At 73.8% G+C, this 25,114-nt stretch carries 27 protein-coding genes; 24 read left to right on the forward strand and 3 right to left on the reverse strand.

Annotated features, from left to right (window positions below; translation table 11 throughout):
- Positions 1-75: 75 nt before the first annotated feature.
- The 4 genes from rho (at position 76) to prmC (ending at position 4,713) form a co-directional block, all read left to right on the forward strand.
- Entirely contained in the window at positions 76-2,292 is a 2,217-nt protein-coding gene (rho, locus tag ACI781_RS07860; RefSeq protein ID WP_456565522.1) for a transcription termination factor Rho, read from the forward strand.
- Between the two features lie 133 nt (positions 2,293-2,425).
- On the forward strand, positions 2,426-2,659 hold the full coding sequence (gene rpmE / locus ACI781_RS07865; RefSeq protein WP_456565523.1) for a 50S ribosomal protein L31: 234 nt from the start codon (positions 2,426-2,428) through the stop codon (positions 2,657-2,659).
- 108 nt (positions 2,660-2,767) lie between these two features.
- Positions 2,768-3,844 (forward strand): peptide chain release factor 1, encoded by a 1,077-nt coding sequence (prfA, locus tag ACI781_RS07870; protein WP_456565524.1) that lies wholly within the window; start codon positions 2,768-2,770, stop codon positions 3,842-3,844.
- A gap of 14 nt (positions 3,845-3,858) precedes the next feature.
- Positions 3,859-4,713 carry a peptide chain release factor N(5)-glutamine methyltransferase gene (gene prmC, locus ACI781_RS07875; protein WP_456565525.1) on the forward strand — a complete coding sequence of 285 codons (855 nt, stop codon included), beginning with the start codon at positions 3,859-3,861 and terminating at the stop codon, positions 4,711-4,713.
- Here prmC and ACI781_RS07880 read toward each other — a convergent pair.
- Positions 4,683-4,991: an endo alpha-1,4 polygalactosaminidase gene (locus tag ACI781_RS07880; protein ID WP_456565526.1), complete on the reverse strand. Its 309-nt coding sequence runs from the start codon at positions 4,989-4,991 to the stop codon at positions 4,683-4,685. The genes prmC and ACI781_RS07880 overlap by 31 nt on opposite strands.
- A gap of 72 nt (positions 4,992-5,063) precedes the next feature.
- On the opposite strand from ACI781_RS07880, the gene ACI781_RS07885 reads away from it, so the two are divergent.
- The 14 genes from ACI781_RS07885 to ACI781_RS07950 all read left to right on the forward strand — a co-directional run bounded on the left by ACI781_RS07885 (position 5,064) and on the right by ACI781_RS07950 (position 16,264).
- Complete coding sequence (locus ACI781_RS07885) at positions 5,064-5,705, forward strand: L-threonylcarbamoyladenylate synthase (protein ID WP_456565527.1); 642 nt, start codon at positions 5,064-5,066, stop codon at positions 5,703-5,705.
- 139 nt (positions 5,706-5,844) lie between these two features.
- Entirely contained in the window at positions 5,845-7,113 is a 1,269-nt protein-coding gene (locus tag ACI781_RS07890; protein ID WP_456565528.1) for a glycosyltransferase family 4 protein, read from the forward strand.
- On the forward strand, positions 7,110-7,538 hold the full coding sequence (locus ACI781_RS07895) for a hypothetical protein (protein ID WP_456565529.1): 429 nt from the start codon (positions 7,110-7,112) through the stop codon (positions 7,536-7,538). Before ACI781_RS07890 ends, ACI781_RS07895 begins: the two co-directional genes overlap by 4 nt.
- Positions 7,539-7,683: 145 nt before the next feature.
- A complete protein-coding gene (locus tag ACI781_RS07900) occupies positions 7,684-7,992 on the forward strand; it encodes a hypothetical protein (protein ID WP_456565530.1) in 309 nt (102 codons plus the stop codon).
- Positions 7,993-8,107: 115 nt separating this feature from the next.
- Positions 8,108-8,431 carry an AtpZ/AtpI family protein gene (locus ACI781_RS07905; protein ID WP_456565531.1) on the forward strand — a complete coding sequence of 108 codons (324 nt, stop codon included), beginning with the start codon at positions 8,108-8,110 and terminating at the stop codon, positions 8,429-8,431.
- On the forward strand, positions 8,428-9,255 hold the full coding sequence (gene atpB, locus ACI781_RS07910; protein ID WP_456565532.1) for a F0F1 ATP synthase subunit A: 828 nt from the start codon (positions 8,428-8,430) through the stop codon (positions 9,253-9,255). The genes ACI781_RS07905 and atpB overlap by 4 nt, the downstream gene beginning before the upstream one ends.
- 103 nt (positions 9,256-9,358) lie before the next feature.
- Complete coding sequence (atpE, locus tag ACI781_RS07915; protein WP_456565533.1) at positions 9,359-9,586, forward strand: ATP synthase F0 subunit C; 228 nt, start codon at positions 9,359-9,361, stop codon at positions 9,584-9,586.
- A gap of 49 nt (positions 9,587-9,635) precedes the next feature.
- Positions 9,636-10,193 carry a F0F1 ATP synthase subunit B gene (locus tag ACI781_RS07920; protein WP_456565534.1) on the forward strand — a complete coding sequence of 186 codons (558 nt, stop codon included), beginning with the start codon at positions 9,636-9,638 and terminating at the stop codon, positions 10,191-10,193.
- Positions 10,193-11,065: a F0F1 ATP synthase subunit delta gene (locus ACI781_RS07925; protein WP_456565535.1), complete on the forward strand. Its 873-nt coding sequence runs from the start codon at positions 10,193-10,195 to the stop codon at positions 11,063-11,065. The genes ACI781_RS07920 and ACI781_RS07925 overlap by 1 nt, the downstream gene beginning before the upstream one ends.
- Before the next feature lie 79 nt (positions 11,066-11,144).
- Positions 11,145-12,779, forward strand: coding sequence for a F0F1 ATP synthase subunit alpha (gene atpA / locus ACI781_RS07930; protein ID WP_456565536.1), 1,635 nt, complete (start codon positions 11,145-11,147; stop codon positions 12,777-12,779).
- A gap of 3 nt (positions 12,780-12,782) precedes the next feature.
- Entirely contained in the window at positions 12,783-13,757 is a 975-nt protein-coding gene (locus ACI781_RS07935) for a F0F1 ATP synthase subunit gamma (RefSeq protein ID WP_456565537.1), read from the forward strand.
- Positions 13,758-13,779: 22 nt separating this feature from the next.
- Complete coding sequence (atpD, locus tag ACI781_RS07940; protein WP_456565538.1) at positions 13,780-15,216, forward strand: F0F1 ATP synthase subunit beta; 1,437 nt, start codon at positions 13,780-13,782, stop codon at positions 15,214-15,216.
- Positions 15,217-15,423: 207 nt separating this feature from the next.
- Positions 15,424-15,813, forward strand: coding sequence for a F0F1 ATP synthase subunit epsilon (locus ACI781_RS07945; protein WP_456565539.1), 390 nt, complete (start codon positions 15,424-15,426; stop codon positions 15,811-15,813).
- A 49-nt stretch (positions 15,814-15,862) separates the two neighbouring features.
- Complete coding sequence (locus ACI781_RS07950) at positions 15,863-16,264, forward strand: DUF2550 domain-containing protein (protein WP_456565540.1); 402 nt, start codon at positions 15,863-15,865, stop codon at positions 16,262-16,264.
- Here the strand turns inward: ACI781_RS07950 and ACI781_RS07955 are convergent.
- Positions 16,261-16,833, reverse strand: a complete 573-nt coding sequence (locus ACI781_RS07955; protein ID WP_456565541.1) for a cob(I)yrinic acid a,c-diamide adenosyltransferase — start codon at positions 16,831-16,833, stop codon at positions 16,261-16,263. The two genes, ACI781_RS07950 and ACI781_RS07955, sit on opposite strands and share 4 nt — an antisense overlap.
- Positions 16,834-16,932: 99 nt before the next feature.
- Between ACI781_RS07955 and murA the strand changes: the two genes are divergently transcribed.
- Positions 16,933-18,213 carry a UDP-N-acetylglucosamine 1-carboxyvinyltransferase gene (murA, locus tag ACI781_RS07960; protein ID WP_456565542.1) on the forward strand — a complete coding sequence of 427 codons (1,281 nt, stop codon included), beginning with the start codon at positions 16,933-16,935 and terminating at the stop codon, positions 18,211-18,213.
- Between the two features lie 19 nt (positions 18,214-18,232).
- On the opposite strand, the gene ACI781_RS07965 is transcribed toward murA, so the two are convergent.
- Positions 18,233-18,562, reverse strand: a complete 330-nt coding sequence (locus tag ACI781_RS07965; RefSeq protein ID WP_456565543.1) for a hypothetical protein — start codon at positions 18,560-18,562, stop codon at positions 18,233-18,235.
- 130 nt (positions 18,563-18,692) lie between these two features.
- Between ACI781_RS07965 and ACI781_RS07970 the strand changes: the two genes are divergently transcribed.
- From ACI781_RS07970 to ACI781_RS07990, 5 genes are all read left to right on the forward strand, one after another.
- Positions 18,693-20,708, forward strand: a complete 2,016-nt coding sequence (locus ACI781_RS07970; RefSeq protein ID WP_456565544.1) for a methylmalonyl-CoA mutase family protein — start codon at positions 18,693-18,695, stop codon at positions 20,706-20,708.
- A gap of 87 nt (positions 20,709-20,795) precedes the next feature.
- Positions 20,796-22,067, forward strand: a complete 1,272-nt coding sequence (locus tag ACI781_RS07975; RefSeq protein WP_456565545.1) for a diguanylate cyclase domain-containing protein — start codon at positions 20,796-20,798, stop codon at positions 22,065-22,067.
- 9 nt (positions 22,068-22,076) lie between these two features.
- The gene (locus ACI781_RS07980; RefSeq protein ID WP_456565546.1) at positions 22,077-22,862 is read left to right on the forward strand and encodes an enoyl-CoA hydratase-related protein; all 786 of its coding nucleotides are present in this window, start codon (positions 22,077-22,079) and stop codon (positions 22,860-22,862) included.
- Positions 22,863-22,917: 55 nt separating this feature from the next.
- Complete coding sequence (locus tag ACI781_RS07985) at positions 22,918-23,448, forward strand: NUDIX hydrolase family protein (RefSeq protein WP_456565547.1); 531 nt, start codon at positions 22,918-22,920, stop codon at positions 23,446-23,448.
- 185 nt (positions 23,449-23,633) lie between these two features.
- Complete coding sequence (locus ACI781_RS07990) at positions 23,634-24,986, forward strand: dicarboxylate/amino acid:cation symporter (RefSeq protein ID WP_456565548.1); 1,353 nt, start codon at positions 23,634-23,636, stop codon at positions 24,984-24,986.
- The last annotated feature ends 128 nt before the right edge of the window (positions 24,987-25,114 follow it).

The following is a 25,114-nucleotide window of genomic DNA, read 5'->3' on the forward strand; positions in this document are numbered from 1 at the left end:
GACGCGGGCCGGCCGGTCGGACCGGGTCACCCCCTGCGCTTACAGGCGCAGGTCACCGCAGGGAAGGACCTGTACGTGAGCGAAACCACCGACCTCGTCGCCGCGCCCCAGGGTGCTGCCGACGAGGCGTCTGCCGTTTCTGGGCCGGCGGGCCGATCCCGCCGCCGCGGCAGTGGCCTGTCGGGGATGCTGCTGCCCGAGCTGCAGCGCCTGGCGACCGAACTCGGCATCTCCGGCACCGCCCGGATGCGCAAGGGCGACCTCGTGGCCGCCATCTCCGCCCGTCAGGTGGCCGCCATCTCCGCCCGTCAGGTGGGCGGCAACGGGACCGACACCGCCGACGCGGCCGACTCCCGGGACGGCGTCCCCGCGCCGCGGGGCGCCGCCGCGACCGCGGCCCCGCTGGAGGCCCCCGTCAGCGGCGGCGCCAACGGCGGCCCCCTGACGGCCCCGGACGCGGCGCCCGCCGCCGAGCCCACCGCGCCGGTGGCCGCCGAGCAGCCGCGCCGCCGCCGGGCGGCCAGCCGCCCGGCCGGCGCCCCCACCGCCGACGCCCCCGAGGCCCAGCCCGCCGGCGCGCCGGCCACGTCCGAGCGCCCGCGCACGGACGAGGCCCGCACGGAGCACTCCCGTACGGAGCAGCCCCGCACGGAGGACGTCCGGACCGAGGACACCCGGACCGACGACGAGCGGACCGAGGGGGACCGGCCCGCCCGCACCCGCGGGCGCAACCGCGACCGGGACGGCGACCGCACGCGGGACCGCGACGGCGAGCGCGCGCAGCGCGACGGCAACCGCGAGCGGGACGGCGAGCGCGCCCCCCGCGACGGCAACCGGGAGCGCGACGGCGAGCGGGCCCCCCGCGACGGCGGCCGCGGCGAGCGCGGCGACAACCGTGGCGAGCGCGGCGACAGCCGGGGCGAGCGCGGCGACAACCGGGGCGAGCGCGACGGCGGCCGCGGCGGGCGCACCGACAACCGCACCGACGGGCGCGGCGACACCCGCCCCGACCCGCGTGCCGCCCGGGACGACCGCGACGAGGACGACGACGACTTCGACGGCCGCGGCCGTCGCGGCCGGCGCTACCGCGACCGCAACCGTCGCGGCGGGCGCGACCGCTACGACCAGCCGGGCGAGCCGACCGTCAGCGACGACGACGTCCTGCTGCCGGTGGCCGGCATCCTCGACGTGCTGGACAACTACGCGTTCGTCCGTACCTCGGGGTACCTGACCGGCCCCAACGACGTCTACGTCTCCCTGTCCCAGGTGCGCCGGTACGGCCTGCGCCGCGGTGACGCGATCACCGGCGCCGTCCGTCAGCCCCGCGAGGGCGAGCGCAAGGACAAGTACAACGCGCTGGTCCGCCTCGACACGGTCAACGGCCTGGACCCCGAGCAGGCCAAGCAGCGGCCGGAGTTCACCAAGCTGACCCCGCTGTACCCGCAGGACCGGCTCCGCCTGGAGACCGAGCCCCAGCAGCTCACCACGCGCGTCATCGACCTGGTCATGCCGATCGGCAAGGGCCAGCGCGCGCTCATCGTCAGCCCGCCCAAGGCCGGCAAGACGATGGTGCTGCAGGCGATCGCCAACGCGATCACGACGAACAACCCCGAGTGCCACCTCATGGTCGTCCTCGTCGACGAGCGGCCCGAGGAGGTCACCGACATGCAGCGGTCGGTGAAGGGCGAGGTCATCGCCTCGACCTTCGACCGCCCGCCGGCCGACCACACCACGGTCGCCGAGCTGTCGATCGAGCGGGCCAAGCGCCTGGTCGAGATGGGCCACGACGTCGTCGTCCTGCTGGACTCGATCACCCGGCTGGGCCGCGCCTACAACCTGGCGGCCCCCGCCAGCGGGCGCATCCTCTCCGGTGGCGTCGACTCCACGGCGCTCTACCCGCCCAAGCGCTTCCTCGGCGCGGCCCGCAACATCGAGAACGGCGGCTCGCTGACCATCATCGCCTCGGCGCTGGTGGAGACCGGCTCGACGATGGACACGGTCATCTTCGAGGAGTTCAAGGGCACCGGGAACGCCGAGATCAAGCTGGACCGCCGCCTGGCGGACAAGCGGATCTTCCCGGCCGTCGACGTCAACGCGTCGGGCACCCGCAAGGAGGAGATCCTCCTGTCGCCCGACGAGCTGGCGATCGTCATCAAGCTGCGCCGGGTGCTCGCCGCGCTCGACCCGCAGCAGGCGATGGAGCTGCTCCAGGACAAGCTGCGCAAGACGCGCAACAACATCGAGTTCCTGATGCAGATCCAGAAGACGACGCTCGGCCCCGGCGGCGAGTGACCACCCGGCTGTCGGGCGTGCGCACCGGTCGGGGATACTCGACGGTCGACGTACCGCCCGGCAGCCTGGAATGCCGCACCGGTGGGCGGCGTTCACGACTACAGCACCGACACCTGCGGAAGAGGTCCACGGCATGAAGCCCGGCATCCACCCCGAGTACCACACCACCACGGTGACCTGTGGTTGCGGGAACACCTTCACCACCAAGAGCACCGTCCCCAGCGGTCAGCTGACCGTCGAGACCTGCTCCGCCTGCCACCCGTTCTACACGGGCAAGCAGCGGATCCTCGACACCGGTGGCCGCGTCGCCCGCTTCGAGAAGCGGTTCGGCAAGCGCGCCGGCTCCAAGGTCCCGGCCGGCGAGTAGCGCTCCCGACGGCGCCCGTCCCCACCCCTCCCGGGTGGGGACGGGCGCCGTCGTCGTGTCCGCACCCCGAACCCCCGCGACCCGCACCCCGCGCCAGGAGGCCCGCCCATGAGCACGACCGACGTCGGCAGCGACCGGCTGCGCGGGCTGCTCGACGAGCACGCCGCGCTCGAGGTCGAGCTCGCCGACCCGGCGGTGCACGCCGATGCCGGCCGCGCCCGGCGCCTCGGGCGGCGCTACGCCCAGCTCGCGCCGGTCGTCGAGACCGCTCGCGCGCTCGACCAGGCCCGCGACGACCTGGCCGCCGCCCGCGAGCTGTCCGCCGAGGACGCGTCCTTCCGCGCCGAGGCCGAGGCGCTGGAGCAGCAGATCGGGGAGCTGGAGGACCGGCTGCGCGAGCAGCTGCTGCCCAAGGACCCCGACGACGACAAGGACGTCATCCTCGAGATCAAGGCCGGCGAGGGCGGCGCGGAGTCGGCGCTGTTCGCCGGCGACCTGCTGCGCATGTACCTGCGCTACGCGGAGCGGCGCGGCTGGGCGACGGAGGTGCTCGACGCGGTCGACGCCGAGCTCGGCGGGTACAAGGACGTCGCGGTCGCCATCAAGTCCCGCGGCGACGAGGGCATCTGGTCGCGGCTGAAGTTCGAGGGCGGCGTGCACCGCGTGCAGCGGGTCCCGGTGACCGAGAGCCAGGGGCGCATCCACACCTCCGCCGCCGGCGTGCTCGTGCTCCCCGAGGCCGAGGAGGTCGACGTCACGGTCGACCCCAACGACCTGCGCATCGACGTCTTCCGCTCGTCCGGCCCCGGCGGGCAGAGCGTCAACACCACCGACTCCGCGGTGCGCATCACGCACCTGCCGACCGGCATCGTGGTGAGCTCGCAGAACGAGAAGAGCCAGCTGCAGAACAAGGAGTCCGCGCTGCGCGTGCTGCGCTCCCGGCTGCTGGCCGCCGCCCGCGAGGAGGCCGCCGCCACCGCCAGCGACCAGCGCCGCAGCCAGGTCCGCACGGTCGACCGCAGCGAGCGGGTGCGCACCTACAACTTCCCGGAGAACCGGATCAGCGACCACCGGGTCGGCTTCAAGGCGCACAACCTCGACGCGGTCCTGGACGGCGACCTCGACGCGGTCATCGACGCCCTGATGCGCGCGCACACCGCCGAGCTGCTGGCGGCCGGCTCCTGAACCCGCGCGCGCTGGTGGCCGACGCCGCCCGCCGGCTCGCCGACGCCGGCGTCGAGTCCCCCCGGGTGGACGCCGAGCTGCTGCTCGCCCACGCCACCGGCCGGACCCGCGCCGGCCTGGTCACCCTCGACGCGGTCGAGCCCGGGGCCGCCGCCCGCTTCGCCGAGCTGCTCGACCAGCGCGCCGACCGGGTGCCGCTGCAGCACCTCACGGGCCGGGCGGCGTTCCGTCACCTGGAGCTCGCCGTCGGTCCCGGCGTCTTCGTGCCCCGGCCGGAGACCGAGCAGCTGGCCGGCTGGGCGCTGGAGCGGCTCGCGAGCGTGCCGGAGCCCGTCGTCGTCGACCTCGGGACCGGGTCGGGCGCGCTCGCGCTGGCGATCGCCCAGGAGCACCCCGGGGCCCGGGTCACGGCCGTGGAGCGCGACGCCGGCGCCATCGAGTGGACGCGGGTCAACGCGGCCGCCCGGGCCGCCGCGGGGGACCGGCCGGTGCAGGTGCTCGCCGGCGACATGACCGACCCCGGCCTGCTCGTCGACCTCGACGGCCGCGTGGACGTCGTCGTCTCCAACCCGCCGTACGTGCCCGACGGCGCCCGCCTGCCCCGGGAGGTCGCCGACCACGACCCGCCGCTCGCGCTGTGGGGCGGTCCCGACGGGCTGGACGTCGTGCGCGGACTGCTGCGCACCGCGGCCCGGCTGCTGCGGCCCGGTGGCTGGCTGGGCATCGAGCACGCCGACCAGCAGGGCACGGCGCTGCCGGCCCTCGTCCGCGCCTCCGGTGGCTGGGCCGACGTCGCCGACCACCCCGACCTCGCCGGCCGGCCTCGGTTCACGACGGCTCAGCGCGCCGGGCAGTCCTCCGCGACGTAGCCCGGGGTCCCCGGCGCGGCGTCGAGCCGGCCGCCGGACCGCGTCCAGCTGTCCAGGTCGTCGAGCTCGATCGCGTCGAAGCCGTCCGCCGCGCACCCGTCGACCCAGGGCCCGACCAGCGCCAGCACCGCGTCGCGCTGCGCGGGCGTGGAGACGTCGAACAGGAACTCGCCGGGCCGGCCCGGGTCCTCCAGCGGCATCCCGGTCCCGTCGCGCAGCAGCAGCAGCAGCCCGGCCGGGGTCTCGGCGCCGGTCCGCCGCAGCCCACGACGCCGCACGCCGCGGCCAGCAGCACCGCCCCGACCGCCCGCCGCACGCGCCGCAGCGTCGGTGGGGGAGACTGACCGGCCGTGGCCGACCTCTACGACTGCTCCGACCCCGAGGGCCGCACCGCCGGCATCGACGCCGCTGCTGGGGCGATCAACCGGGGCGAGCTGGTGCTGCTGCCGACCGACACCGTCTACGGCGTCGCCGCCGACGCCTTCAAGCCCGAGGCCGTGACCCGGCTGCTGGCCGCCAAGAACCGCGGCCGCGCCATGCCGGTGCCGGTGCTCATCGGCGAGGCCTTCACGCTGGCCGGGCTGGTCACCCGCATCCCCCCGGTGGCCACCCGGCTCGCCGAGGAGTTCTGGCCCGGCGGGCTCACCCTCGTGGTCGAGCACGCACCCTCGCTGGCGTGGGACCTCGGCGACGCGGAGGGCACCGTCGCGGTGCGCCTCCCCGACGACGACATCGCCCGCGACCTGCTGCGCCGCTGCGGGCCGCTGGCCGTCTCCAGCGCCAACCGCTCCGGGCGCCCGGCCGCCACCGACGCGGCCGAGGCGGTCGCGCAGCTGGGGGAGCGGGCAGCGGTCGTCCTCGACGGCGGCCCGCGCGCCGGCTCGACCGCCAGCACCATCGTCGACTGCACGACGCCGACGCCGCGCGTGCTCCGCGTGGGGGCCATCGACGTCGAGCGACTGCGCGCCGTCGTCCCCGAGATCACCGACTGAGGCCCCGCGCCGTCACCCTCCGTCCCCGGGCGGGGGCGATACCGTGGACCGACAGCCGTCGTCCAGCCCGGGAGATCCCCCGATGCGCATCCCCGGCCGGGGCACTCCGCCAGCAGCGCCGCAGGGCGCCGGCTGAGCCATGCGCGAGTACCTCCTGGCTCTCCTGACCGCGGGGCTGGTCACCTTCCTCGCCACCCCGGTGGTGCGGATCGCCGCCGTGCGGCTGCGGATGATGGCCGCCCCCCGCGAGCGGGACGTGCACGTCATCCCCACCCCGCGCGGCGGGGGAGTGGCGATGTACCTGGGTGTGGCCGCGGCGATCCTCGTCGCCACGCGGCTCCCGGCGCTGCAGCGCACCTTCGACGACTCCCAGACCGCCGCCGTGCTGGTGGCCGGCGGGCTGATCTGCCTGCTCGGGGTGCTCGACGACAAGTTCGGTCTCGACGCCCTCACCAAGCTGACCGGTCAGATCGCCGCCGCCGGGGTCATGGTCCTGCTCGGCGTGCAGCTGTCCTTCGTGTTCCTGCCGGTCGCCGACCTGGGCACGATCTCGCTCGGCCCGGACGTCGGCGTCCCGCTGACGATCCTGCTCACCGTCCTGACGGTGAACGCGCTCAACTTCATCGACGGCCTCGACGGGCTCGCCGCCGGTGTCTCGGCGATCGCCGCCCTCGCGTTCTTCGCCTACAGCTACAACCTCGGCCTCACCGGCTACGACGACGTCGCCAGCGCGCCGGCGCTCATCACCGCCGTGCTGGCAGGGGCGTGCCTGGGGTTCCTGCCGCACAACTTCAGCCCGGCCCGGATCTTCATGGGCGACTCGGGGTCCATGCTGGTCGGCCTGATGCTGTCGGCCGCGGCGGTGACGGCGACCGGGAACGTCGACCCGCAGTCGTTCGACTCGGCGGCCAGCCTGCTGCCGCTGGCGCTGCCCCTGCTGGTGCCGATCGCCGTCCTGTTCATCCCCTTCATCGACCTGCTCATGGCCGTGATCCGGCGGACCCGCCGCGGCCGGTCGCCGTTCTCGCCGGACAAGATGCACCTGCACCACCGGCTGCTGGCCATCGGCCACTCGCACCGGCGGGCCGTGCTGGTCATGTACTTCTGGGCCGCACTGCTGTCCGGCGGCGCGGTCGGGCTGTCGATCACCGGCGGCCGGGTCGAGCTGCTCGTGGGCATCGGCGCGCTGCTCGTCGTCGGCGTCGTCGTGGTGCTCGCCCCGCGGACCCGCCGCGCCGCGCGCGAGGCGCGTGCCGCGGAGCTGGTGGCGATGCGGACCCGCAGCCGGGCGGCGCACCCGTCCTCGCGCGCCGCCCGCCCGGCGGAGCCGTCGGCCGGCGCACCCGGCGCCCCGACAGGCACCGCCGCCACCCCCCGCACGCCCGGCGCCGGCCAGGTGGTGCGATGAGCGGCATGCCTCCCGAGGAACCCGGCTGGGACCTGTCCTTCCTGCGGGTCGGTGCCCTGGCCACCCTCGCGGTCACCGCCGTCGCGGCGCCGGTCACCGGCCTCGTCGCCGGGTGGGACGCCGCGGTCGGGGTGCTCCTGGGCGCCGCCGTGGTGACGGCGTTCTTCGCGGTCAGCGGTGTGGCCGTTGCCTGGGCGGGGCGGATCAACGACGCCTTCACCCTGCCGGCCGCGCTCGGCGCCTTCTTCGTCAAGGCGATCGTGCTGTTCGGCCTGCTGAACGCGCTGCCCGAGGACGGGTGGCTGGACCGGCTCACCCTCGCCTGGTCCGTCGTCGCCGGTGCCCTGCTGTGGAGCTGTGTGCAGCTGCGGTGGGTGTGGACCCGGCCGCTGTACTACGTCCCTCCGCCGGCTCCGCCGCGGTAGCCGCTCCCGTCGACAGCCGCTGTGCCGGGCGTGCTCCGCGAGTCGATTGCGACACGCCGTAGTTCTATTGACTGGATGGCGTCGTCGCGCTGGACTCCTGTGGTCCCCGTCACACTAGGTGACGGGACGACCACGGAGGTAGGGCATGACTCGGATCAAGGGTGCGGCACTCTCGGTCGCGCTGTTCCTCACCAGCTTCCTCGCGGTCTCGGCCGTCGGGATGAGCTCGGCCAACGCTGCCTGCACCAGCTTCTCCAAGACGGCGACCTACTCGAGCTCCGGAGAGCACAGCGGCTATCGCATCCGGGGCTACAACAACTGCGCCACCGGCTCCTTCCGTGCCGACATCGCATGGGCGCCGGACACCCCCTGCGCGACCATCGTGCGCAACGGTCACCACGACTGGTACGTCGGCAAGACGCGAGGCGACGTCCGAGGCATCGTCAGCTGCTGACCCCCGCGCCCCGGAGGAGGCCGTCACCCGTAAGGGTGGCGGCCTCCGCCGCGTCGTATGCCGACAACGCCGTGGCCGTCGAGCCCCGACAGGCGGCTGATAGTGTCCGGACCCGATGGCCGAGGACGACCCGACAAGCGGGTCCGCGCGGCCCTCGCCCAGCAGCGCCTCCCGGGGTGGCAGCGGCGCCGAGACCGGATACGCGGTCATCGGGACGCTGATCTCCGGCATGGCGGTCTGGGGCGGGGCCGGGTGGCTGCTCGACCAGTGGCTGGACACGCGTGTGTTCCTCCCGGTCGGCATCATCCTCGGCATGGCGGTGGCGATCTACCTGGTCGTCCTCCGGTACGGCGGACTGCCCTCGCCATCAGGGCCGAAGCACAGCACCAGCCAGGGCGGACGACGGAGCCGGCCCGGGACGCAGAAGGGACAACGGTGACCTCCAGCGCCCTCGCGCTCGCAGGTGTACTCGCTGCCGAGTCCGGCTCGGGTGACGGTTTCGAGGCCCCCGGCCTCGGCGAGTTCTACCCGGAGCCGCTGGCCCAGTTCACGTTCCTGGGTGTCGACTTCGAGATCACCCGCATCACGCTCGGTCTGTGGTTCGCCACCCTCGCGATGCTGGTCTTCATGGTCCTGACGGTGCGCAAGCCGTCGATCATCCCCGGCAAGATGCAGTTCATCGGGGAGAGCGGCTACTCGCTGGTGCGCGACGGCATCGCCCGCGACGTGGTCGGCCCCAAGGGCATCCCCTTCGCGCCGTTCCTCGCCTCGCTGTTCTTCTTCATCCTGGCGAACAACTTCATGTCGATCCTGCCACTCGCGCAGATCTCGCCGATGTCGAAGTTCGCCTTCCCGCTGGTCCTGGCCCTGATCTGCTGGGTTCTCTACATCTACATCGGGATCCGCGAGCAGGGGGCGGGCAGGTACTTCAAGGACATCCTCTTCCTGCCGGGCGTCCCGAAGCCGATGTACATCCTGGTCACGCCGATCGAGATCCTGCAGAACTTCGTCGTCCGGCCGTTCACTCTCGCCGTCCGACTCTTCGCGAACATGTTCGCCGGCCACATGCTGCTGGTCGTCTTCTCCCTCGGCGCCGTCTACCTGTTCCAGGTGGGCAACTACTCGGCCATCTTCGGCCCGGTCTCGGCGCTCATGGCCATCGTGATGACCTTCTTCGAGCTGCTGGTCATCTTCCTGCAGGCCTATGTCTTCACCGTCCTGATGGGCACCTACCTCAACGGCTCCATCGAGGCCGAGCACTGACCGCGCCGCGGTCGATCGCGGCGCACCCCTGATCTGCACCACCGCACCACCCCCGAAAGCCGCCCGGCAGACGCTGGGCGACGACACAGGAGGAACACCTCGCATGGACCTGTTGGCAGAGCTCCAGGGCAGCATCGGCTCGGTCGGCTACGGCCTCGCCGCGATCGGCCCCGGCATCGGTGTCGGCATCGTGTGGGCGGCCTACATCCAGGCCACCGCCCGTCAGCCCGAGTCGGCCGGCCTGACCCGGACCTACGCCTTCCTCGGCTTCGCCCTCTCCGAGGCGCTGGCACTGATCGGCTTCGTCGTCCCCTTCGTCTTCGGCACCTGATCCGTACCTCTGGGTACGGTTCCCGACTCGAGACAGGGACACTGAGAGCATGAGCATCCTCGCTGCGGAGGAGCACAACCCGCTCCTGCCGCCGCTCGGCGAGATCATCATCGGCTTCATCGCGTTCGCGATCGTCATGGTGGTCTTCTTCAAGTTCATCGCGCCGCGGTTCGAGCAGGTCTTCCGCGCCCGGCGTGAGGCGATCGAGGGCGGCATCGAGCGGGCCGAGGCGATGCAGGCCGAGGCCAAGGCGGCGCTGGAGCAGTACCGCGCCCAGCTCGCCGAGGCTCGCACCGAGGCCGCGCAGATCCGCGACCAGGCGCGCGCCGAGGGGCAGCAGATCCTCGAGGAGCTGCGCACGCAGGCCCAGGAGGAGTCGGCCCGGATCGTCGCCCGCGGCGAGGAGCAGCTGGCGGCCTCCCGGCAGCAGGTCCTCAACGAGCTGCGGACGCACATCGGCACGCTCGCCGTGGACCTCGCCGGTCGCGTGGTGGGCGAGTCGCTCACCGACGACGCCCGCCGCAACGGCACGGTCGACCGGTTCCTCGACCAGCTCGAGGGCATGGCCGGCAGCACCGGGGCCACCGTGCCCCAGGGCAGCCGCTGATGGACGCCGCCAGTCGCGCCGCCATGGTCGAGGCGCGGGAGCGCCTCGACCAGCTGACCCGTCCGGCCTCGGGGCTGCTCGAGCGCGCCCGGGACCGGGTCACCGGGCAGCCGCGGGTGATCGCGCCGGAGGAGCTGTCGGGCCTGGCCGACGAGCTGTTCGCCGTGGCGCGGCTGCTCGACGACCAGCCGTCGCTGCGGCGCGCGCTGTCGGACCCGGCGGGCAAGCCGGCCGACCGGGCGGCCCTCGCCCAGCGGCTGCTCGCCGGCAAGGTCTCCGAGGCCGCGCTCGACCTCGTCGAGACGCTCGCCCGGCAGCGCTGGTCGCGGCCGTTCGACCTGATCGAGGCGGCCGAGACGCTCGCGACGGAGGCGGCGCTCGACGCGGCCGACGCCCGCGGGCAGCTCGAGACCGTCGAGGACGAGCTGTTCCGCTTCGGGCGGATCGTCGCCGGTGACCCGGCGCTGTCGCGGATCCTCACCGACCGCACGGCGCCGGCAGCCGGCAAGACGGCGCTGCTGGACCGGCTGCTGCGCGGCCGGGTCAGCCCGACCACCGAGCAGCTGCTGCGCAACCACCTCACCCGGCCCACCGTGGCCAACGCGGAGACCGCCATCGAGCGGCTCTCCGAGGTGGCCTCGCGCCGCCGCGGGCAGTCGGTCGCGCACGTGACCGCCGCGGCCCCGCTGACGGCAGCGCAGGAGCAGCGCCTGTCCGACGTGCTCGGCCGGGTGTACGGCCGCGCCATCGGGCTGCAGGTGACCGTCGACCCCGCGGTGCTCGGGGGTCTGGTGATCCGCGTCGGTGACGAGGTCATCGACGGCAGCGTCCTGCGCCGCCTGGACGAGGCCGGCCGCCGGCTCGTCGGCTGACGCGGCCGCCCGGACCGACCCAGCCACCCACCCAGCCCGCACCACAGACACGAACCCCGCAGGGAAGAGGACGCGAGCCATGGCCGAGCTGACGATCTCCGCAGACGAGATCCGCAGTGCCATCCAGAACTACGTCACCGAGTACTCCCCGGACGTCTCCCGGGAAGAGGTCGGGATCGTCACCGAGGCCGGCGACGGCATCGCCCGGGTCGAGGGCCTGCCCTCGGTCATGACCAACGAGCTGCTCGAGTTCGAGAGCGGCGTGCGCGGTCTGGCCCTGAACCTGGACGTCCGCGAGGTCGGTGTCGTCATCCTCGGTGACTTCGCCGGCATCGAGGAGGGCCAGCAGGTCCGCCGGACCGGCGAGGTCCTGTCGGTGCCCGTGGGCGAGGGCTACCTCGGCCGCGTCGTCGACCCGCTGGGCAACCCGATCGACGGCGGCGGCGCCATCGCCACCTCCGGCCGCCGCGCCCTGGAGCTGCAGGCGCCCACCGTCGTCCAGCGCAAGTCGGTGCACGAGCCGCTGCAGACCGGCATCAAGGCCATCGACGCCATGACGCCGATCGGCCGCGGCCAGCGCCAGCTGATCATCGGCGACCGCCAGACCGGCAAGACGGCCATCGCGATCGACGCGATCATCAACCAGAAGCAGGCCTGGGCCACCGGCGACCCGGCGCAGCAGGTGCGCTGCATCTACGTCGCCGTCGGCCAGAAGGGCTCGACGATCGCCTCGATCCGCTCGGCCCTCGAGGAGGCCGGCGCGATGGAGTACACGACCATCGTCGCCGCCCCGGCGTCGGAGGCCGCGGGCTTCAAGTACATCGCCCCCTACACCGGCTCGGCCATCGGCCAGCACTGGATGTACGAGGGCAAGCACGTCCTCATCGTGTTCGACGACCTCACCAAGCAGGCCGAGGCCTACCGTGCGGTCTCGCTGCTGCTGCGGCGCCCGCCGGGCCGCGAGGCCTACCCCGGCGACGTCTTCTACTTGCACTCCCGCCTGCTGGAGCGCTGCGCGAAGCTGTCCGACGATCTGGGCGCCGGGTCGATGACGGGCCTCCCGCTCATCGAGACCAAGGGCAACGACGTGTCGGCCTACATCCCGACCAACGTCATCTCGATCACCGACGGGCAGATCTTCCTCGAGACGGGTCTGTTCAACTCCGGCGTCCGCCCGGCCATCAACGTCGGCATCTCGGTGTCGCGGGTCGGTGGCTCGGCGCAGATCAAGGCGATGAAGTCTGTCGCCGGCCGCCTGCGGCTGGACCTGGCCCAGTTCCGCGAGCTCGAGGCGTTCTCCTCGTTCTCCTCGGACCTGGACGCCACCAGCCGGGCCACCCTGGACCGCGGTCAGCGCCTGGTCGAGCTGCTCAAGCAGGGCCAGTACAGCCCGTACCCGGTGGAGCGCCAGGTCGTCTCCCTGTGGCTGGGCACCACCGGCAAGCTCGACAAGGTGCCGGTCGGCGACGTCCGTCGCTTCGAGTCCGAGTTCCTGGACTTCATCGGCCGCGGCGAGAACGGCGTCTACGACGAGATCCGCACCTCGCGGGCGCTCGGGGACGACGCGGTGGCCAGCCTGGAGCGCGCCGTCGAGAGCTTCTACGGCCAGTTCCAGCTCTCCGACGGCGGCACGCTGCTGAACGAGCCCGAGGCCGAGGCCATGAACGCGTCCGAGCGTGGCCAGGAGCGCGTCCAGGTCAAGCGGAGCGCCTGACCGATGGCAGGCAACCTCCGCGCGCTGCGGCGCCGCATCCGCTCCACCAAGTCGACGAAGAAGATCTTCTCGGCGCAGGAGCTGATCGCCGGTGCCCGCATCGTGCGTGCCCAGGCGCGGGTGGAGGCGTCCAAGCCCTATGCCCGCGAGATCACCCGGGTGCTGTCGGCCCTGGCGTCCTCGGCGTCGCTGGACCACCCGCTGCTGACCGAGCGGGAGAACCCGCGGCGGGCGGCGGTGCTCGTGATCACCTCCGACCGCGGGTTCGCCGGCTCCTACAACGTCAACGTGCTGCGGCGCACCGAGGAGCTCCTCTCGCTGCTCCGCCAGGAGGGCAAGGAGCCGGTGCTGTACGTCGTCGGCCGCAAGGGCGAGACGTACTACCGCTTCCGCAACCGCGACGTCACCGAGACGTTCACCGGCTTCTCGGAGCAGCCGAACTACACCGACGCGCAGGCGGTCGGTCAGGCGCTCATCGACGTCTTCACCGCCGGTGCGGACGACGACGAGACCGGTGGCGCCGGCGCGGACGGGATCCTCGGCGTGGACGAGCTGCACATCGTCTACACCGAGTTCCGGTCGCTGCTCGCGCAGGTCCCGGTCGCCAAGCGGATGGCCCCGCTGGAGGTCGAGGAGGTCGAGGAGTTCGACTACGAGCGGGAGGACCGGGCGGCGGGTCGCACCACCGACAGCGGCGTCCCCACCTCGTACGAGTTCGAGCCCTCGGCCGAGGCACTGCTCGACGCGTTGCTGCCGAAGTACGTCACCACCCGCATCTACGCGGCGATGCTCGAGGCCGCGGCCTCGGAGTCGGCCTCGCGGCGGCGGGCGATGAAGTCGGCCTCGGACAACGCCGAGGAGCTGGCCAAGAACCTCGCCCGGCAGGCGAACCAGATCCGCCAGGCAGACATCACCCAGGAGATCAGCGAGATCGTCGGCGGGGCCGACGCGCTGGTCTCGGCGAACGCAGACGACTGAACGAGGGCAGGAGAGCCACCTCATGACCGTCACCGAGGACCGTCCGACCACCCAGGCGACCGGCCGCGTCGTCCGGGTCACCGGGCCGGTCGTCGACGTCGAGTTCCCCCGCGACGCGATGCCCGACCTGTTCAACGCCCTGGAGGTCGAGGTCACCCTCGCCGACCTGGGCAAGACGCTGACCCTCGAGGTCGCCCAGCACCTGGGCGACAACGTGGTCCGCACCATCTCGATGCAGCCCACCGACGGTCTGATCCGTGGCGCGCAGGTGTCCGACACCGGCCGGCCGATCTCCGTGCCCGTCGGTGACGTCACCAAGGGCCACGTCTTCAACGCCCTCGGCGAGTGCCTGGACACCCCGGGCTGGGGCGCCGACGCGCCGCACTGGGGCATCCACCGCAACCCGCCGCGGTTCGACCAGCTCGAGGGCCGCACCGAGATGCTGGAGACCGGCATCAAGGTCATCGACCTGCTGACGCCCTACGTGGCCGGCGGGAAGATCGGCCTGTTCGGCGGCGCCGGCGTGGGCAAGACGGTGCTCATCCAGGAGATGATCCGCCGGGTCGCCCAGGAGTTCGGTGGCGTGTCGGTGTTCGCCGGCGTCGGCGAGCGCACCCGTGAGGGCAACGACCTCATCACCGAGATGACCGAGTCCGGCGTCATCGAGTCCACCGCCCTGGTCTTCGGGCAGATGGACGAGCCGCCGGGCACCCGCCTGCGGGTCGCGCTGTCGGCGCTGACGATGGCGGAGTACTTCCGCGACGAGCAGAACCAGGACGTGCTGCTCTTCATCGACAACATCTTCCGGTTCACCCAGGCCGGGTCCGAGGTCTCCACGCTGCTCGGCCGCATGCCGTCGGCCGTGGGGTACCAGCCGACCCTGGCCGACGAGATGGGTCAGCTCCAGGAGCGGATCACCTCGACCCGTGGCCGGTCGATCACCTCGATGCAGGCGATCTACGTGCCCGCCGACGACATCACCGACCCCGCGCCGCACACCACCTTCGCCCACCTGGACGCCACGACGAACCTGTCGCGGCCCATCTCGGAGAAGGGCATCTACCCGGCCGTCGACCCGCTGGACTCCACCAGCCGGATCCTCGACCCGCAGTACGTCGGGCAGGAGCACTACCAGGTCGCCCAGCGGGTGAAGCAGATCCTCCAGCGCTACCAGGAGCTGCAGGACATCATCGCGATCCTCGGCATCGACGAGCTCAGCGAGGAGGACAAGGTCACGGTCAACCGGGCCCGGCGCATCGAGCGCTTCCTCTCGCAGAACATGTTCGTGGCCGAGGCCTTCACCGGTCAGCCCGGCTCGTTCGTGCCGCTGTCGGAGACCCTCGAGGCCTTCAAGGCGCTCACCGAGGGCACCTACGACCACGTGCCGGAGCAGGCGTTCTTCATGTGCGGTGGGCTCGAGGACCTCGAGCGCAACGCGGACAAGCTGAAGAAGGGCTGACAGCCCCTCACGCACGTCCGACAGGCCGGGTCCCCCGCGGGGGACCCGGCCTGTCGCGTTCTGCGCGTCTCGCTCGCCCGGTCACCCGGACGGGTGGGCGTCCGGGCGTGTCGCCCGCGCCGTTACAGTGGGCACGACCCGTCGTCGCGTCCCCCGTGGGCGCGGCGCCCGCACGCCGCCTCCGGGCGGTGCACCCCGAGGAGTGTCGTGGCGACCCTGCAGGTCGAGTTGGTGGCCGTCGAGCGGACCATCTGGTCCGGCGAGGCCAGCATGGTCATCGCCCGCACGACCGAGGGCGAGCTCGGTGTCCTGCCCGGCCACGCGCCCCTGCTGGGCCAGCTGGCGGACGGCGGCGTCGTGACGATCCGCACGACCGAGGGTGAGGACCTGGTCGTCGCCGCGCACGGCGGGTTCCTCTCCGTCACCCAGCAGGGCGTCTCGATCCTGGCCGAGACCGCGGAGATCTCCTCCGAGATCGACGTCGAGCGGGCCCGCGAGGCGCTGCGCCGGGCCGAGTCCGACGGCGAGGACCCGGAGGCGCTCGCCGCCGCCCGCCGCGCGCAGGGCCGCCTGCGCGCCGCCGGCCAGGAGGCCTGAGCTCCCTGCCGCACCGCCCGCCGCACACCAGGGTCCCGAGACGCCGGCCATGACGACAGCAGTGCTGGTGCTCGTCGCGGTGCTGCTGGTCGTCGTGGTGGTGGTCTTCCTGCTGCGCCGGCGGTTCCTGCTGTCCGGGCTCGGCGCGGTGACGATGTGGGTGCGTCCGGGCGGCTCGTCCCGGTGGTCGGTCGGGGTCGCCTGGTACGGCGGTGACGCGCTGCTGTGGTACCGCGGGCTGTCGCTGTCGGTGCGCCCCCAGCAGCGGCTGTGCCGCGCCGAGCTGGAGGTCCTGAGCCGCCGCGCCGCCGGGCGGGACGACGTCGCGCTGCCCGACGACGTCGTCGTGCTGGCCTGCAGCACCGCTGCCGGCCCGCGCGACCTGGCGATGGACGCCTCGACGGTGACCGGCTTCCTGTCCTGGGTGGAGTCCGCTCCTCGCGGACGCTAGCGGCCACCGCCCGGCTGCCACAGCACGTCGCCGCCGGGGTTGGCCACCCGGGCGAGGATGAACAGCAGGTCCGAGAGCCGGTTGAGGTAGCGCGCGGTCTCCGGGTTGGTCCGCTCGGGATCGGCCTGCAGCAGCGCCCAGACGCTGCGCTCCGCCCGCCGGGCGACCGTGCGGGCCTGGTGCAGCAGCGCCCCCAGCGGGGTGCCGCCTGGCAGGATGAAGCTGGTCAGCGCCGTGAGCCGGGCGTTGTGCTCGTCGCAGGCCGCCTCCAGCCGCGCGGTGTACTCCGCGGTCACCCGCAGCGGCGGGTGCGCCGGCTCGGCCACGATCGGCGTCGACAGGTCGGCGCCCACGTCGAACAGGTCGTTCTGCACGCCGCGCAGCAGCGCGGCGACCTCCGGGGCGGGCCCGCCGAGGGCCAGGGCGACGCCCAGGACGCTGTTGGTCTCGTCGACGTCGGCGTAGGCGACCAGCCGGGGATCGGTCTTGGCGACGCGGCTCATGTCGCCGAGGTGGGTCTGCCCCGCGTCACCGGTGCGGGTGTAGATGCGGGTCAGCCGGACGGTCATGGCGGCGAGCCTATGCCGGGTGCGCCCCGCGGGCCGGTGCCGGCCGGTGGGCCCGGGTGCTCGCCGACGGGCCGTCCCGGGCCGCCGTAGGGTGCTCGCGTGGAGTGCTTCGAGGTCACCGGCGGCACGGCGCTCGCCGGCCGGGTCCGCGTGACCGGGGCCAAGAACAGCGCCCTCAAGCTCATGGCGGCCGCCCTGCTCGCCGCGGGCCGGACCACCATCGACGAGGTCCCCGACATCCTCGACGTCACGATCATGAGCGAGGTCCTGCGCCGCCTGGGCTGCGGCGTCACCTACGAGCGTCACCCGGGCACCGGCGGCGGGGGCCGGGTGACCATCGACGTCCCGGAGCAGCCGGGGACCGAGACCGACTACGACCTGGTCCGGAAGATGCGCGCCTCGATCAGCGTGCTCGGCCCGCTCGTGGCCCGCTGCGGCAGCGCCCGGGTCGCCCTGCCCGGCGGCGACGCGATCGGCTCCCGCGGCCTGGACATGCACATCTCCGGGCTGGAGCGGCTGGGCGCCACCATCGACAGCGAGCACGGCTTCCTGGTGGCCACCGCCCCCCGCCTGGTCGGGACGACGATCTGGCTGGACTTCCCCTCCGTCGGCGCCACCGAGAACCTCGTGATGGCCGCGGTCCTCGCCGAGGGCACGACGGTGGTCGACAACGCCGCCCGCGAGCCCGAGATCGCCGACCTGTGCGCGATGCTCAACGCGATGGGCGCCCGCATCGACGGCGCCGGCACCTCGACGATCACCGTGGAGGGCGTGGCCGGTCTGCAGCCGGTCGCCTACACGACGGTCACCGACCGGATCGTCGCCGGCACCTGGGCGATCGGCGCGGTCATGACCCGCGGCGACGTCGTCATCGAGCGGGCCGTGCCCGAGCACCTGTCGGTCGCGCTGGACAAGCTGACCGACGCCGGCGCCTCGATCGAGGTGGTGCCCGACGGGCTGCGCGTGGTGATGACCGAGCGGCCGCGGTGCGTCGACGTCGTGACCCTGCCCTTCCCCGGGTTCCCGACCGACCTGCAGCCGATGGCGGTGGCGCTCGCCGCGGTCTCATCGGGCACCGCGCTGGTCACCGAGAACGTGTTCGAGGGCCGGTTCATGTTCGTCAACGAGCTCGTCCGGCTCGGGGCGCACGTGCGCATCGACGGCCACCACGCCGTCGTCCGCGGGCGCGAGCGGCTGTCCAGCGCTCCCGTGCTCGCCACCGACATCCGCGCCGGGGCGGGCCTGGTCCTGGCCGGGCTGGTCTCCGACGGCGTCACCGAGGTCGCCGACGTGCACCACGTCGACCGCGGCTACCCGGACTTCGTCGACCAGCTGCGCGGGCTGGGCGCGACGATCGAGCGGGTCACCCGCCCGGACTGAGGCCGGTGCGGGCCGGGGGTCAGCCGGGGAAGGTCGCCGCCAGCGCGCGGGCCCGGTCCGCGTCCTCGGGGAAGACCAGCACCTCGACGCGGTGCGGGCCGGGGAAGCGCAGCGTCGAGCGGATGCCGGCGTCGGACAGGACGGCGCGCAGCGCCAGCGCCGACTCCCGGCCGGACGTCGTCGCGACCCGCACCAGCAGGCCGTCGTCGGCGGACGCGGCGCCGCGGCGGGTGTCGCGGCTCCCGGTGCCGGTGCCGAAGGCCCAGCGCATGAACAGCGCCAGCAGGGCGAGCACGACGAACACGACGACGGGCCCGGTGGCGTAGCCCAGGCTCCCCGCGACGGCCACGCGTCCTCCTCCTCCGGCCCCTGCAGCCTCCCGGACGGGCAGGGGTCCTCCCGCCCGATCGAGTGTGCCACCGGGGAGGACGTCGGGGGCGGGGCTGCTACTGGGCGGTAACACCCCTATCCTCCCCACCATGCCGTTCCCCTCGTCGCCGGAGGAGCGCGACCGTCCCTGGGTCATGCGCACCTACGCGGGCCACTCGTCGCCCGCGGAGTCCAACGCCCTGTACCGCCGGAACCTGGCCAAGGGCCAGACCGGTCTGTCGGTGGCCTTCGACCTGCCGACGCAGACCGGCTACGACCCCGACGACGAGCTGGCCGTCGGCGAGGTCGGCAAGGTCGGCGTGCCGGTCACGCACATCGGTGACATGCGGGCGCTGTTCGACGGCATCCCGCTGGACGAGATGAACACGTCCATGACGATCAACGCCACCGCGATGTGGCTGCTCGCGCTCTACCAGGCGGTCGCCGAGGAGCACGGCCACGACGTCAGCAGGCTCGCCGGCACCACGCAGAACGACATCATCAAGGAGTACCTGTCGCGGGGGACCTACGTCTTCCCGCCCGGGCCCTCGATGCGGCTCATCACCGACATGGTCGCCTACACGGTGACGGCCATGCCGAAGTGGAACCCGACGAACATCTGCAGCTACCACCTGCAGGAGGCCGGCGCGACGCCGGTGCAGGAGATCGCCTACGCGCTCTCCACCGCGATCGCCGTCCTCGACTCGGTGCGCGACTCCGGCCAGGTGCCGCAGGAGCAGTTCGGCGAGGTCGTCGCGCGCATCTCCTTCTTCGTGAACGCGGGTGTCCGCTTCGTCGAGGAGATGTGCAAGATGCGCGCCTTCACCCAGCTCTGGGACGAGCTGACGCGGGAGCGCTACGGCGTCGAGAACGCCAAGCACCGGCGGTTCCGGTACGGCGTCCAGGTCAACTCCCTGGGCCTGACCGAGGCGCAGCCGGAGAACAACGTCCAGCGGATCGTGCTGGAGATGCTCGCGGTGACCCTCTCCCGCGACGCGCGCGCCCGCGCCGTGCAGCTGCCGGCCTGGAACGAGGCGCTCGGCCTGCCCCGGCCGTGGGACCAGCAGTGGTCGCTGCGCCTGCAGCAGGTGCTGGCCTACGAGACCGACCTGCTCGAGTACGAGGACCTGTTCACCGGCTCGGTCGTGGTGGAGCGCAAGGTCGCCGAGCTGGTCGAGGGCGCGCGCGCCGAGATGGCCCGCGTGGCGGAGATGGGCGGCGCCGTGGCCGCCGTCGAGTCCGGCTACATGAAGGGCCAGCTCGTGGCCTCGCTGGCCGAGCGCCGCCGCCGGATGGAGAGCGGGGACGACGTCGTCGTCGGCGTCAACAGGTTCGACAGCACGGAGCCCAACCCGCTCACCGCCGACCTCGACACCGCGATCATGGTCGTCGACCCGGCGGTGGAGAGCGCGGCGCAGGAGGCCGTGCAGAAGTGGCGGGCCGAGCGCGACCCCGAGCCCGTGCAGCGGGCGCTGGAGCGGCTGCGCCGGGTCGCCGGCACCGACGAGAACCTCATGGACGCCACCCTCGAGTGCGCGCGCGCCGGCGTGACCACGGGGGAGTGGGCCGGCGTGCTGCGCGAGGTCTTCGGCGAGTACCGCGCGCCCACGGGCGTGGCCGCGGCCACCGGTGGCGAGGCCGGCGAGGGCCTGGCCGCCGTGCGCGAGCGGGTGCGGGCCACCGGCGAGGAGCTCGGCGGCCGGCTGCGCTTCCTGGTCGGCAAGCCCGGCCTGGACGGCCACTCCAACGGCGCCGAGCAGATCGCCGTCCGCGCCCGCGACGCCGGGTTCGAGGTCGTCTACCAGGGGATCCGGCTGACCCCGGCGCAGATCGTGTCGGCCGCGGTCGAGGAGGACGTGCACGTCGTCGGGCTGTCGGTCCTGTCGGGCTCGCACCTGCAGGTGGTGCCGGCGGTCCTGCGCGGACTCGCGGAGGCCGGGCTGCACGACGTCCCGGTCGTCGTCGGCGGGATCGTGCCCGACAGCGACGCGCGCCGGCTGCGCGAGCAGGGGGTGGCCCGCGTCTTCACGCCGAAGGACTTCGGGCTCACCGACATCATGGGCCAGATCGTCGACGTCGTCCGCGAGGCGAACGGCCTGGACCAGCGGGTCCCGGCGCCGGCCTGAGGCACACACGCCCCGGCACGGGGTCGCCCCGCGATCCCGTGCCGGAACGTGTGTGCACGGTGACCGTGAGCGGTTAGCCTGCGTCGGGTGCAGTCACCCCGCAGCGCCGTCGCCGATCCCGCCCGGCTCGCGGCCCTCGCCAGCTACCGGCTGGACGGGCACGCCGGGGACGCCGACCTGGATGCCGTGGTCTCCTACCTGGCCCGGTCCCTGGACGCGCCGATCGCGGTGATCAACCTGGTCGGCCCCGACCTGCAGTGCTACCCCGCCGAGATCGGTGTCGGCGCGCCCTTCACCGAGGTCCCCGACGAGCTGTCGTTCTGCGCCTACGTCGTGGCCAGCGGCCGGCCCCTCGAGGTGTCCGACGCGCTGGCCCACCCGGTGTTCTCGGCCAACCCGGCGGTCGCGGCCGGGGCGATCCGCTCCTACCTGGGCGTGCCCCTCGTCGACGAGGACGGCTTCGTCCTGGGCTCGCTGGGCGTGTTCGACGACGACGTCCGCACCTTCCTCGGCGAGGACCTCGACGCCCTGCAGATCCAGGTGCGCCTGGTGCGCAGCGTGCTGTCGCTGCGCCGCCAGGTCGTCGCACACCGGTGGGACGCCCGCCTGCTGGCCCTGCAGAGCCGGGCGCTGGAGGCCGTGGCCACCGGGTCGACGCTGGACGAGGTCCTCGACGTGGTCGCGGCCGGTGTCCGGGACCTGATGCCGGCCGCCGACGCCTCCCAGCACCTGGCGCTGGACGACACCATCGCCCGCCTGACCGCCGTCGCCACCGAGGCCGACGCCTGGCGCCGGGCCCTGACGCGCACCGCCCGGCTGGACCCGCTGACCGGCCTGGCCAACCGCGGTCACCTGCTCACCGCCGGGGAGGAGGCGCTGGCCGCCCGCGGCGGTGCGGTCCTGTTCGTGGACGTCGACCGCTTCAAGGAGGTCAACGACCGGGCCGGGCACGCGGTGGGGGACCGGCTGCTGGCCCGGCTCGCCCAGCGGCTGGAGGCCGGGCTGGTGGAGCTGCCCGGCGCGGTGGTCGGCCGGCTCGGGGGCGACGAGTTCGCGGCGGTCCTGCCCGGGCTCGGTCACGACGACGCCGCGGCGATCGGGCGGCGGCTCGTCACCGAGCTCGCCGACCAGATCGAGGTGGGCCGCCGGACGGTGCGCGTGTCGGTCAGCATCGGCCTGGCCCTCGCCGGCCCCGGCGCCTCCCTCGGCGAGGTGCTGGTCCAGGCCGACCTGGCGATGTACGGCGCCAAGGCGCGCGGCCGCGGCCTCCTGCACGCGGCGGCGCACCGCGAGGAGCTGCCGGTCCCGCGGCCCGGGGAGGTGCCCGCCGCCGGTGCCCCGGAGGTGGCCGCTCGGTAGCGTCGCCCCATGAGCGACGAGGCAGCTGCCGCGGGGGCTCCGCGGGTCGAGCGCGACGGCGACGTCGTGACCATCACGATGTGCCGCCCGGCCCGGCGCAACGCACTGTCCCGCGAGCACCTGGGCCAGCTCCTGGCGGCGGTCACCGCCGCCGGCGCGAGCGACGCGACGGCGATCGTGCTGGCCGCGGAGGGGCCGGTGTTCAGCGCCGGCCACGACTTCGCCGACGTCGCCGGGCGGCCCGTCGGGGAGGTGCGCAGCCTGCTGGAGCTGTGCACCCGGCTCATGGGGACCCTGCAGGAGGTGCCGCAGGTCGTCGTCGCCCGGGTGCACGCCCTGGCCACGGCGGCGGGCTGCCAGCTGGTGGCCTCCTGCGACCTCGCCGTCGCCGCCGAGTCGGCCGGCTTCGCCGCCCCCGGCGGCAAGGGCGGCTGGTTCTGCCACACCCCGATGGTCGCCGTGGCGCGCAACGTCGGCCGCAAGCGCGCGATGGAGCTGGCCCTGACCGGCGACGTCATCGACGCCCGCACCGCCCTGGACTGGGGGCTGGTCAACCGCGTCGTGCCCGACGACGAGCTGGACGCCGCGGTGGCCGACCTGGTCGGGCGGGCCACCCGCGGCTCCCGCGCCAGCAAGGCGTGGGGCAAGTCGACGATGTACGCCCAGCTGGACCGGCCCGAGCGCGAGGCCTACGACGTCGCCGTCGGCGTCATGGCCGCCGCCAGCCAGCTCGAGGGCGCCCGCGAGGGGATGGCCGCGTTCCTCGAGAAGCGGCACCCCGTCTGGCCCGACTGAGGCACGGTCCGGGCCCCGGCACGGGGGCCGTGGCGGCGTCGGATAGACAGTGCGGGTGACCGAAGTGACGGAGTCCGACGCCGGCTGGCTCGCCCCGGACGAGATGTCCGCCGCCCGCGAGCGGCTGCCCATCCTCTACGTCGACGCGGTGCCGGTCCGGGTGAACGAGCAGGGCTCGGTCACCGCGGTCGGCCTGCTGCTCCGGATCGGCGAGGACGGGCAGGTCAAGCGGGCGCTGGTGTCGGGGCGGGTGCTGTACCACGAGCGCATCCGCTCGGCGCTGCTGCGGCACCTGGAGAAGGACCTCGGTCCGCTGGCGCTGCCGCGGGTCCCGCCCGCCCCCCAGCCGTTCACCATCGCCGAGTACTTCCCGACGCCGGGGGTGACGCCGTTCCACGACCCGCGCCAGCACGCGGTGTCGCTGGCGTACGTCGTCCCGGTGGAGGGGGACTGCGCGCCCCAGCAGGACGCGCTCGAGCTGACCTGGTTCTCCCCGGACGAGGTGCGTGACCCCGGCGTGCTGGCGGAACTGGCCGGCGGGCAGGGGACGCTGCTGCTGCAGGCGCTGGCCCACCTCGGGGTCTGAGGGCGGGGACGTGAGTCCCGGCACATCCGGGACTGCGGAGCGGGGCCGGCGCCTTGCTCCTGCCGTGCACGACACCTGGGGACTCACCCGACGGCGCGCCGTGGACTACGGCCGCGTGACGACCGACCTCTGACGCGCGCCCGCGTCCGGTCCGTCCCGCCCCGTCCCCTCGAAGAGGTCCCCTCGTGCTCGCTCGTCTCCGCCGCGTCCCCTTCGCGGCCCAGGTCCTGCTCGGCCTCGCGCTGGGCATCGCCCTCGGGCTCGTCGCCCGGCAGCTCGGTCCGGTCGCCGACGGCTCCCCGAACTGGCTGACCAGCACCCTGCAGACCGTCGGCTCCACCTTCGTCACGCTGCTGAAGACGCTGGTCCCGCCGCTGGTCGTCACCGCGGTCATCGTCAGCATCGCCAACCTGCGCCAGGTCTCCAACGCCGCCCGGCTCGCCGGCCAGACGCTGCTCTGGTTCGCGATCACCGCGCTGATCGCGGTCGGCATCGGCATCGGCCTGGGCCTGCTCACCCGGCCCGGCGACCACAGCTCCGTCGACGCCGCGACCGCCCAGGACATCGGGACCACCGGCGGCTGGTGGGACTTCCTCAACGGCCTGGTCCCGTCGAACATCCTCGGCCTGCAGGGCTCCCCGGACGGCGGGCTGTCGTTCAACGTGCTGCAGCTGATCGTGCTGTCGGTGGCGATCGGGGTCGCCGTCCTCAAGGTCGGGGCGCCCGCCGAGCCCTTCCTCGGCCTGGTCCGCTCGGCGCTGGCCATCGTGCAGAAGGTGCTCTGGTGGGTCATCCTGCTGGCCCCGCTCGGCACGGTCGGCCTGATCGGCAACGCGGTCGCCAGCTACGGCTGGGAGTCCCTCGGCTCGCTCGGCGTCTTCGCCGGCTCCGTGTACGCCGGCCTGGCGCTGGTCCTGTTCGTCGTCTACCCGGTGCTGCTGCGGCTGCACGGCCTCTCGCCGCGGCGCTTCTTCTCCGGCGCGTGGCCGGCCATCCAGCTCGCCTTCGTCTCCCGCTCGTCGATCGGGACGCTGCCGGTGACCGAGCGGGTGACCGAGCAGAACCTGGGCGTGCCGCGGACCTACTCCTCCTTCGCCGTGCCGCTGGGCGCGACGACGAAGATGGACGGCTGCGCCGCGATCTACCCGGCGCTGGCGGCGATCTTCGTGGCGCAGTTCTTCGACGTGGACCTGTCGATCACCGACTACCTGCTCATCGCTCTGGTGTCGGTCGTCGGCTCGGCCGCGACCGCGGGCGTCACCGGCGCCGTGGTCATGCTGACGCTGACCCTGTCGACGCTCGGCCTGCCGCTGGCCGGCGTCGGGCTGCTGCTGGCCGTCGACCCGATCCTCGACATGGGCCGCACCGCGGTGAACGTCGCGGGGCAGGCGCTGGTCCCCACCATCGTCGCCAAGCGCGAGGGCATCCTCGACGTCGAGCGCTACGAGGCGACCTCCACCGTCGACCCGCTGGCCCGCGACGGCGGGTCCGCCGGCGTCGACGCCGACCTGCAGGGCAAGCAGCCGGCCGCCGTCTGACCGCAGCGGCGCGGGGGGGGGGGGGGGGGGGGGGGGGGGGGGGGGGGGGGGGGGGGGGGGGGGGGGGGGGGGGGGGGGGGGGGGGGGGGGGGGGGGGGGGGGGGGGGGGGGGGGGGGGGGGGCGGGGG

Source organism: Blastococcus sp. SYSU D00695, from assembly GCF_054050555.1.

Excerpts from the sequence above, each read along its gene's own strand:
- ACI781_RS07935 (WP_456565537.1), top strand. The coding sequence starts at position 12,783 with ATGGCAGGCAACCTCCGCGCGCTGCGGCGCCGCATCCGCTCCACCAAG.
- atpE (WP_456565533.1), top strand. The coding sequence starts at position 9,359 with ATGGACCTGTTGGCAGAGCTCCAGGGCAGCATCGGCTCGGTCGGCTAC.
- ACI781_RS07980 (WP_456565546.1), top strand. The coding sequence starts at position 22,077 with ATGAGCGACGAGGCAGCTGCCGCGGGGGCTCCGCGGGTCGAGCGCGAC.
- ACI781_RS07890 (WP_456565528.1), top strand. The coding sequence starts at position 5,845 with ATGCGCGAGTACCTCCTGGCTCTCCTGACCGCGGGGCTGGTCACCTTC.
- prfA (WP_456565524.1), top strand. The coding sequence starts at position 2,768 with ATGAGCACGACCGACGTCGGCAGCGACCGGCTGCGCGGGCTGCTCGAC.
- atpD (WP_456565538.1), top strand. The coding sequence starts at position 13,780 with ATGACCGTCACCGAGGACCGTCCGACCACCCAGGCGACCGGCCGCGTC.
- ACI781_RS07920 (WP_456565534.1), top strand. The coding sequence starts at position 9,636 with ATGAGCATCCTCGCTGCGGAGGAGCACAACCCGCTCCTGCCGCCGCTC.
- ACI781_RS07895 (WP_456565529.1), top strand. The coding sequence starts at position 7,110 with ATGAGCGGCATGCCTCCCGAGGAACCCGGCTGGGACCTGTCCTTCCTG.
- ACI781_RS07970 (WP_456565544.1), top strand. The coding sequence starts at position 18,693 with ATGCCGTTCCCCTCGTCGCCGGAGGAGCGCGACCGTCCCTGGGTCATG.
- ACI781_RS07955 (WP_456565541.1), bottom strand. The coding sequence starts at position 16,833 with ATGACCGTCCGGCTGACCCGCATCTACACCCGCACCGGTGACGCGGGG.
- ACI781_RS07900 (WP_456565530.1), top strand. The coding sequence starts at position 7,684 with ATGACTCGGATCAAGGGTGCGGCACTCTCGGTCGCGCTGTTCCTCACC.
- ACI781_RS07925 (WP_456565535.1), top strand. The coding sequence starts at position 10,193 with ATGGACGCCGCCAGTCGCGCCGCCATGGTCGAGGCGCGGGAGCGCCTC.
- ACI781_RS07905 (WP_456565531.1), top strand. The coding sequence starts at position 8,108 with ATGGCCGAGGACGACCCGACAAGCGGGTCCGCGCGGCCCTCGCCCAGC.
- ACI781_RS07950 (WP_456565540.1), top strand. The coding sequence starts at position 15,863 with ATGACGACAGCAGTGCTGGTGCTCGTCGCGGTGCTGCTGGTCGTCGTG.
- rpmE (WP_456565523.1), top strand. The coding sequence starts at position 2,426 with ATGAAGCCCGGCATCCACCCCGAGTACCACACCACCACGGTGACCTGT.
- atpA (WP_456565536.1), top strand. The coding sequence starts at position 11,145 with ATGGCCGAGCTGACGATCTCCGCAGACGAGATCCGCAGTGCCATCCAG.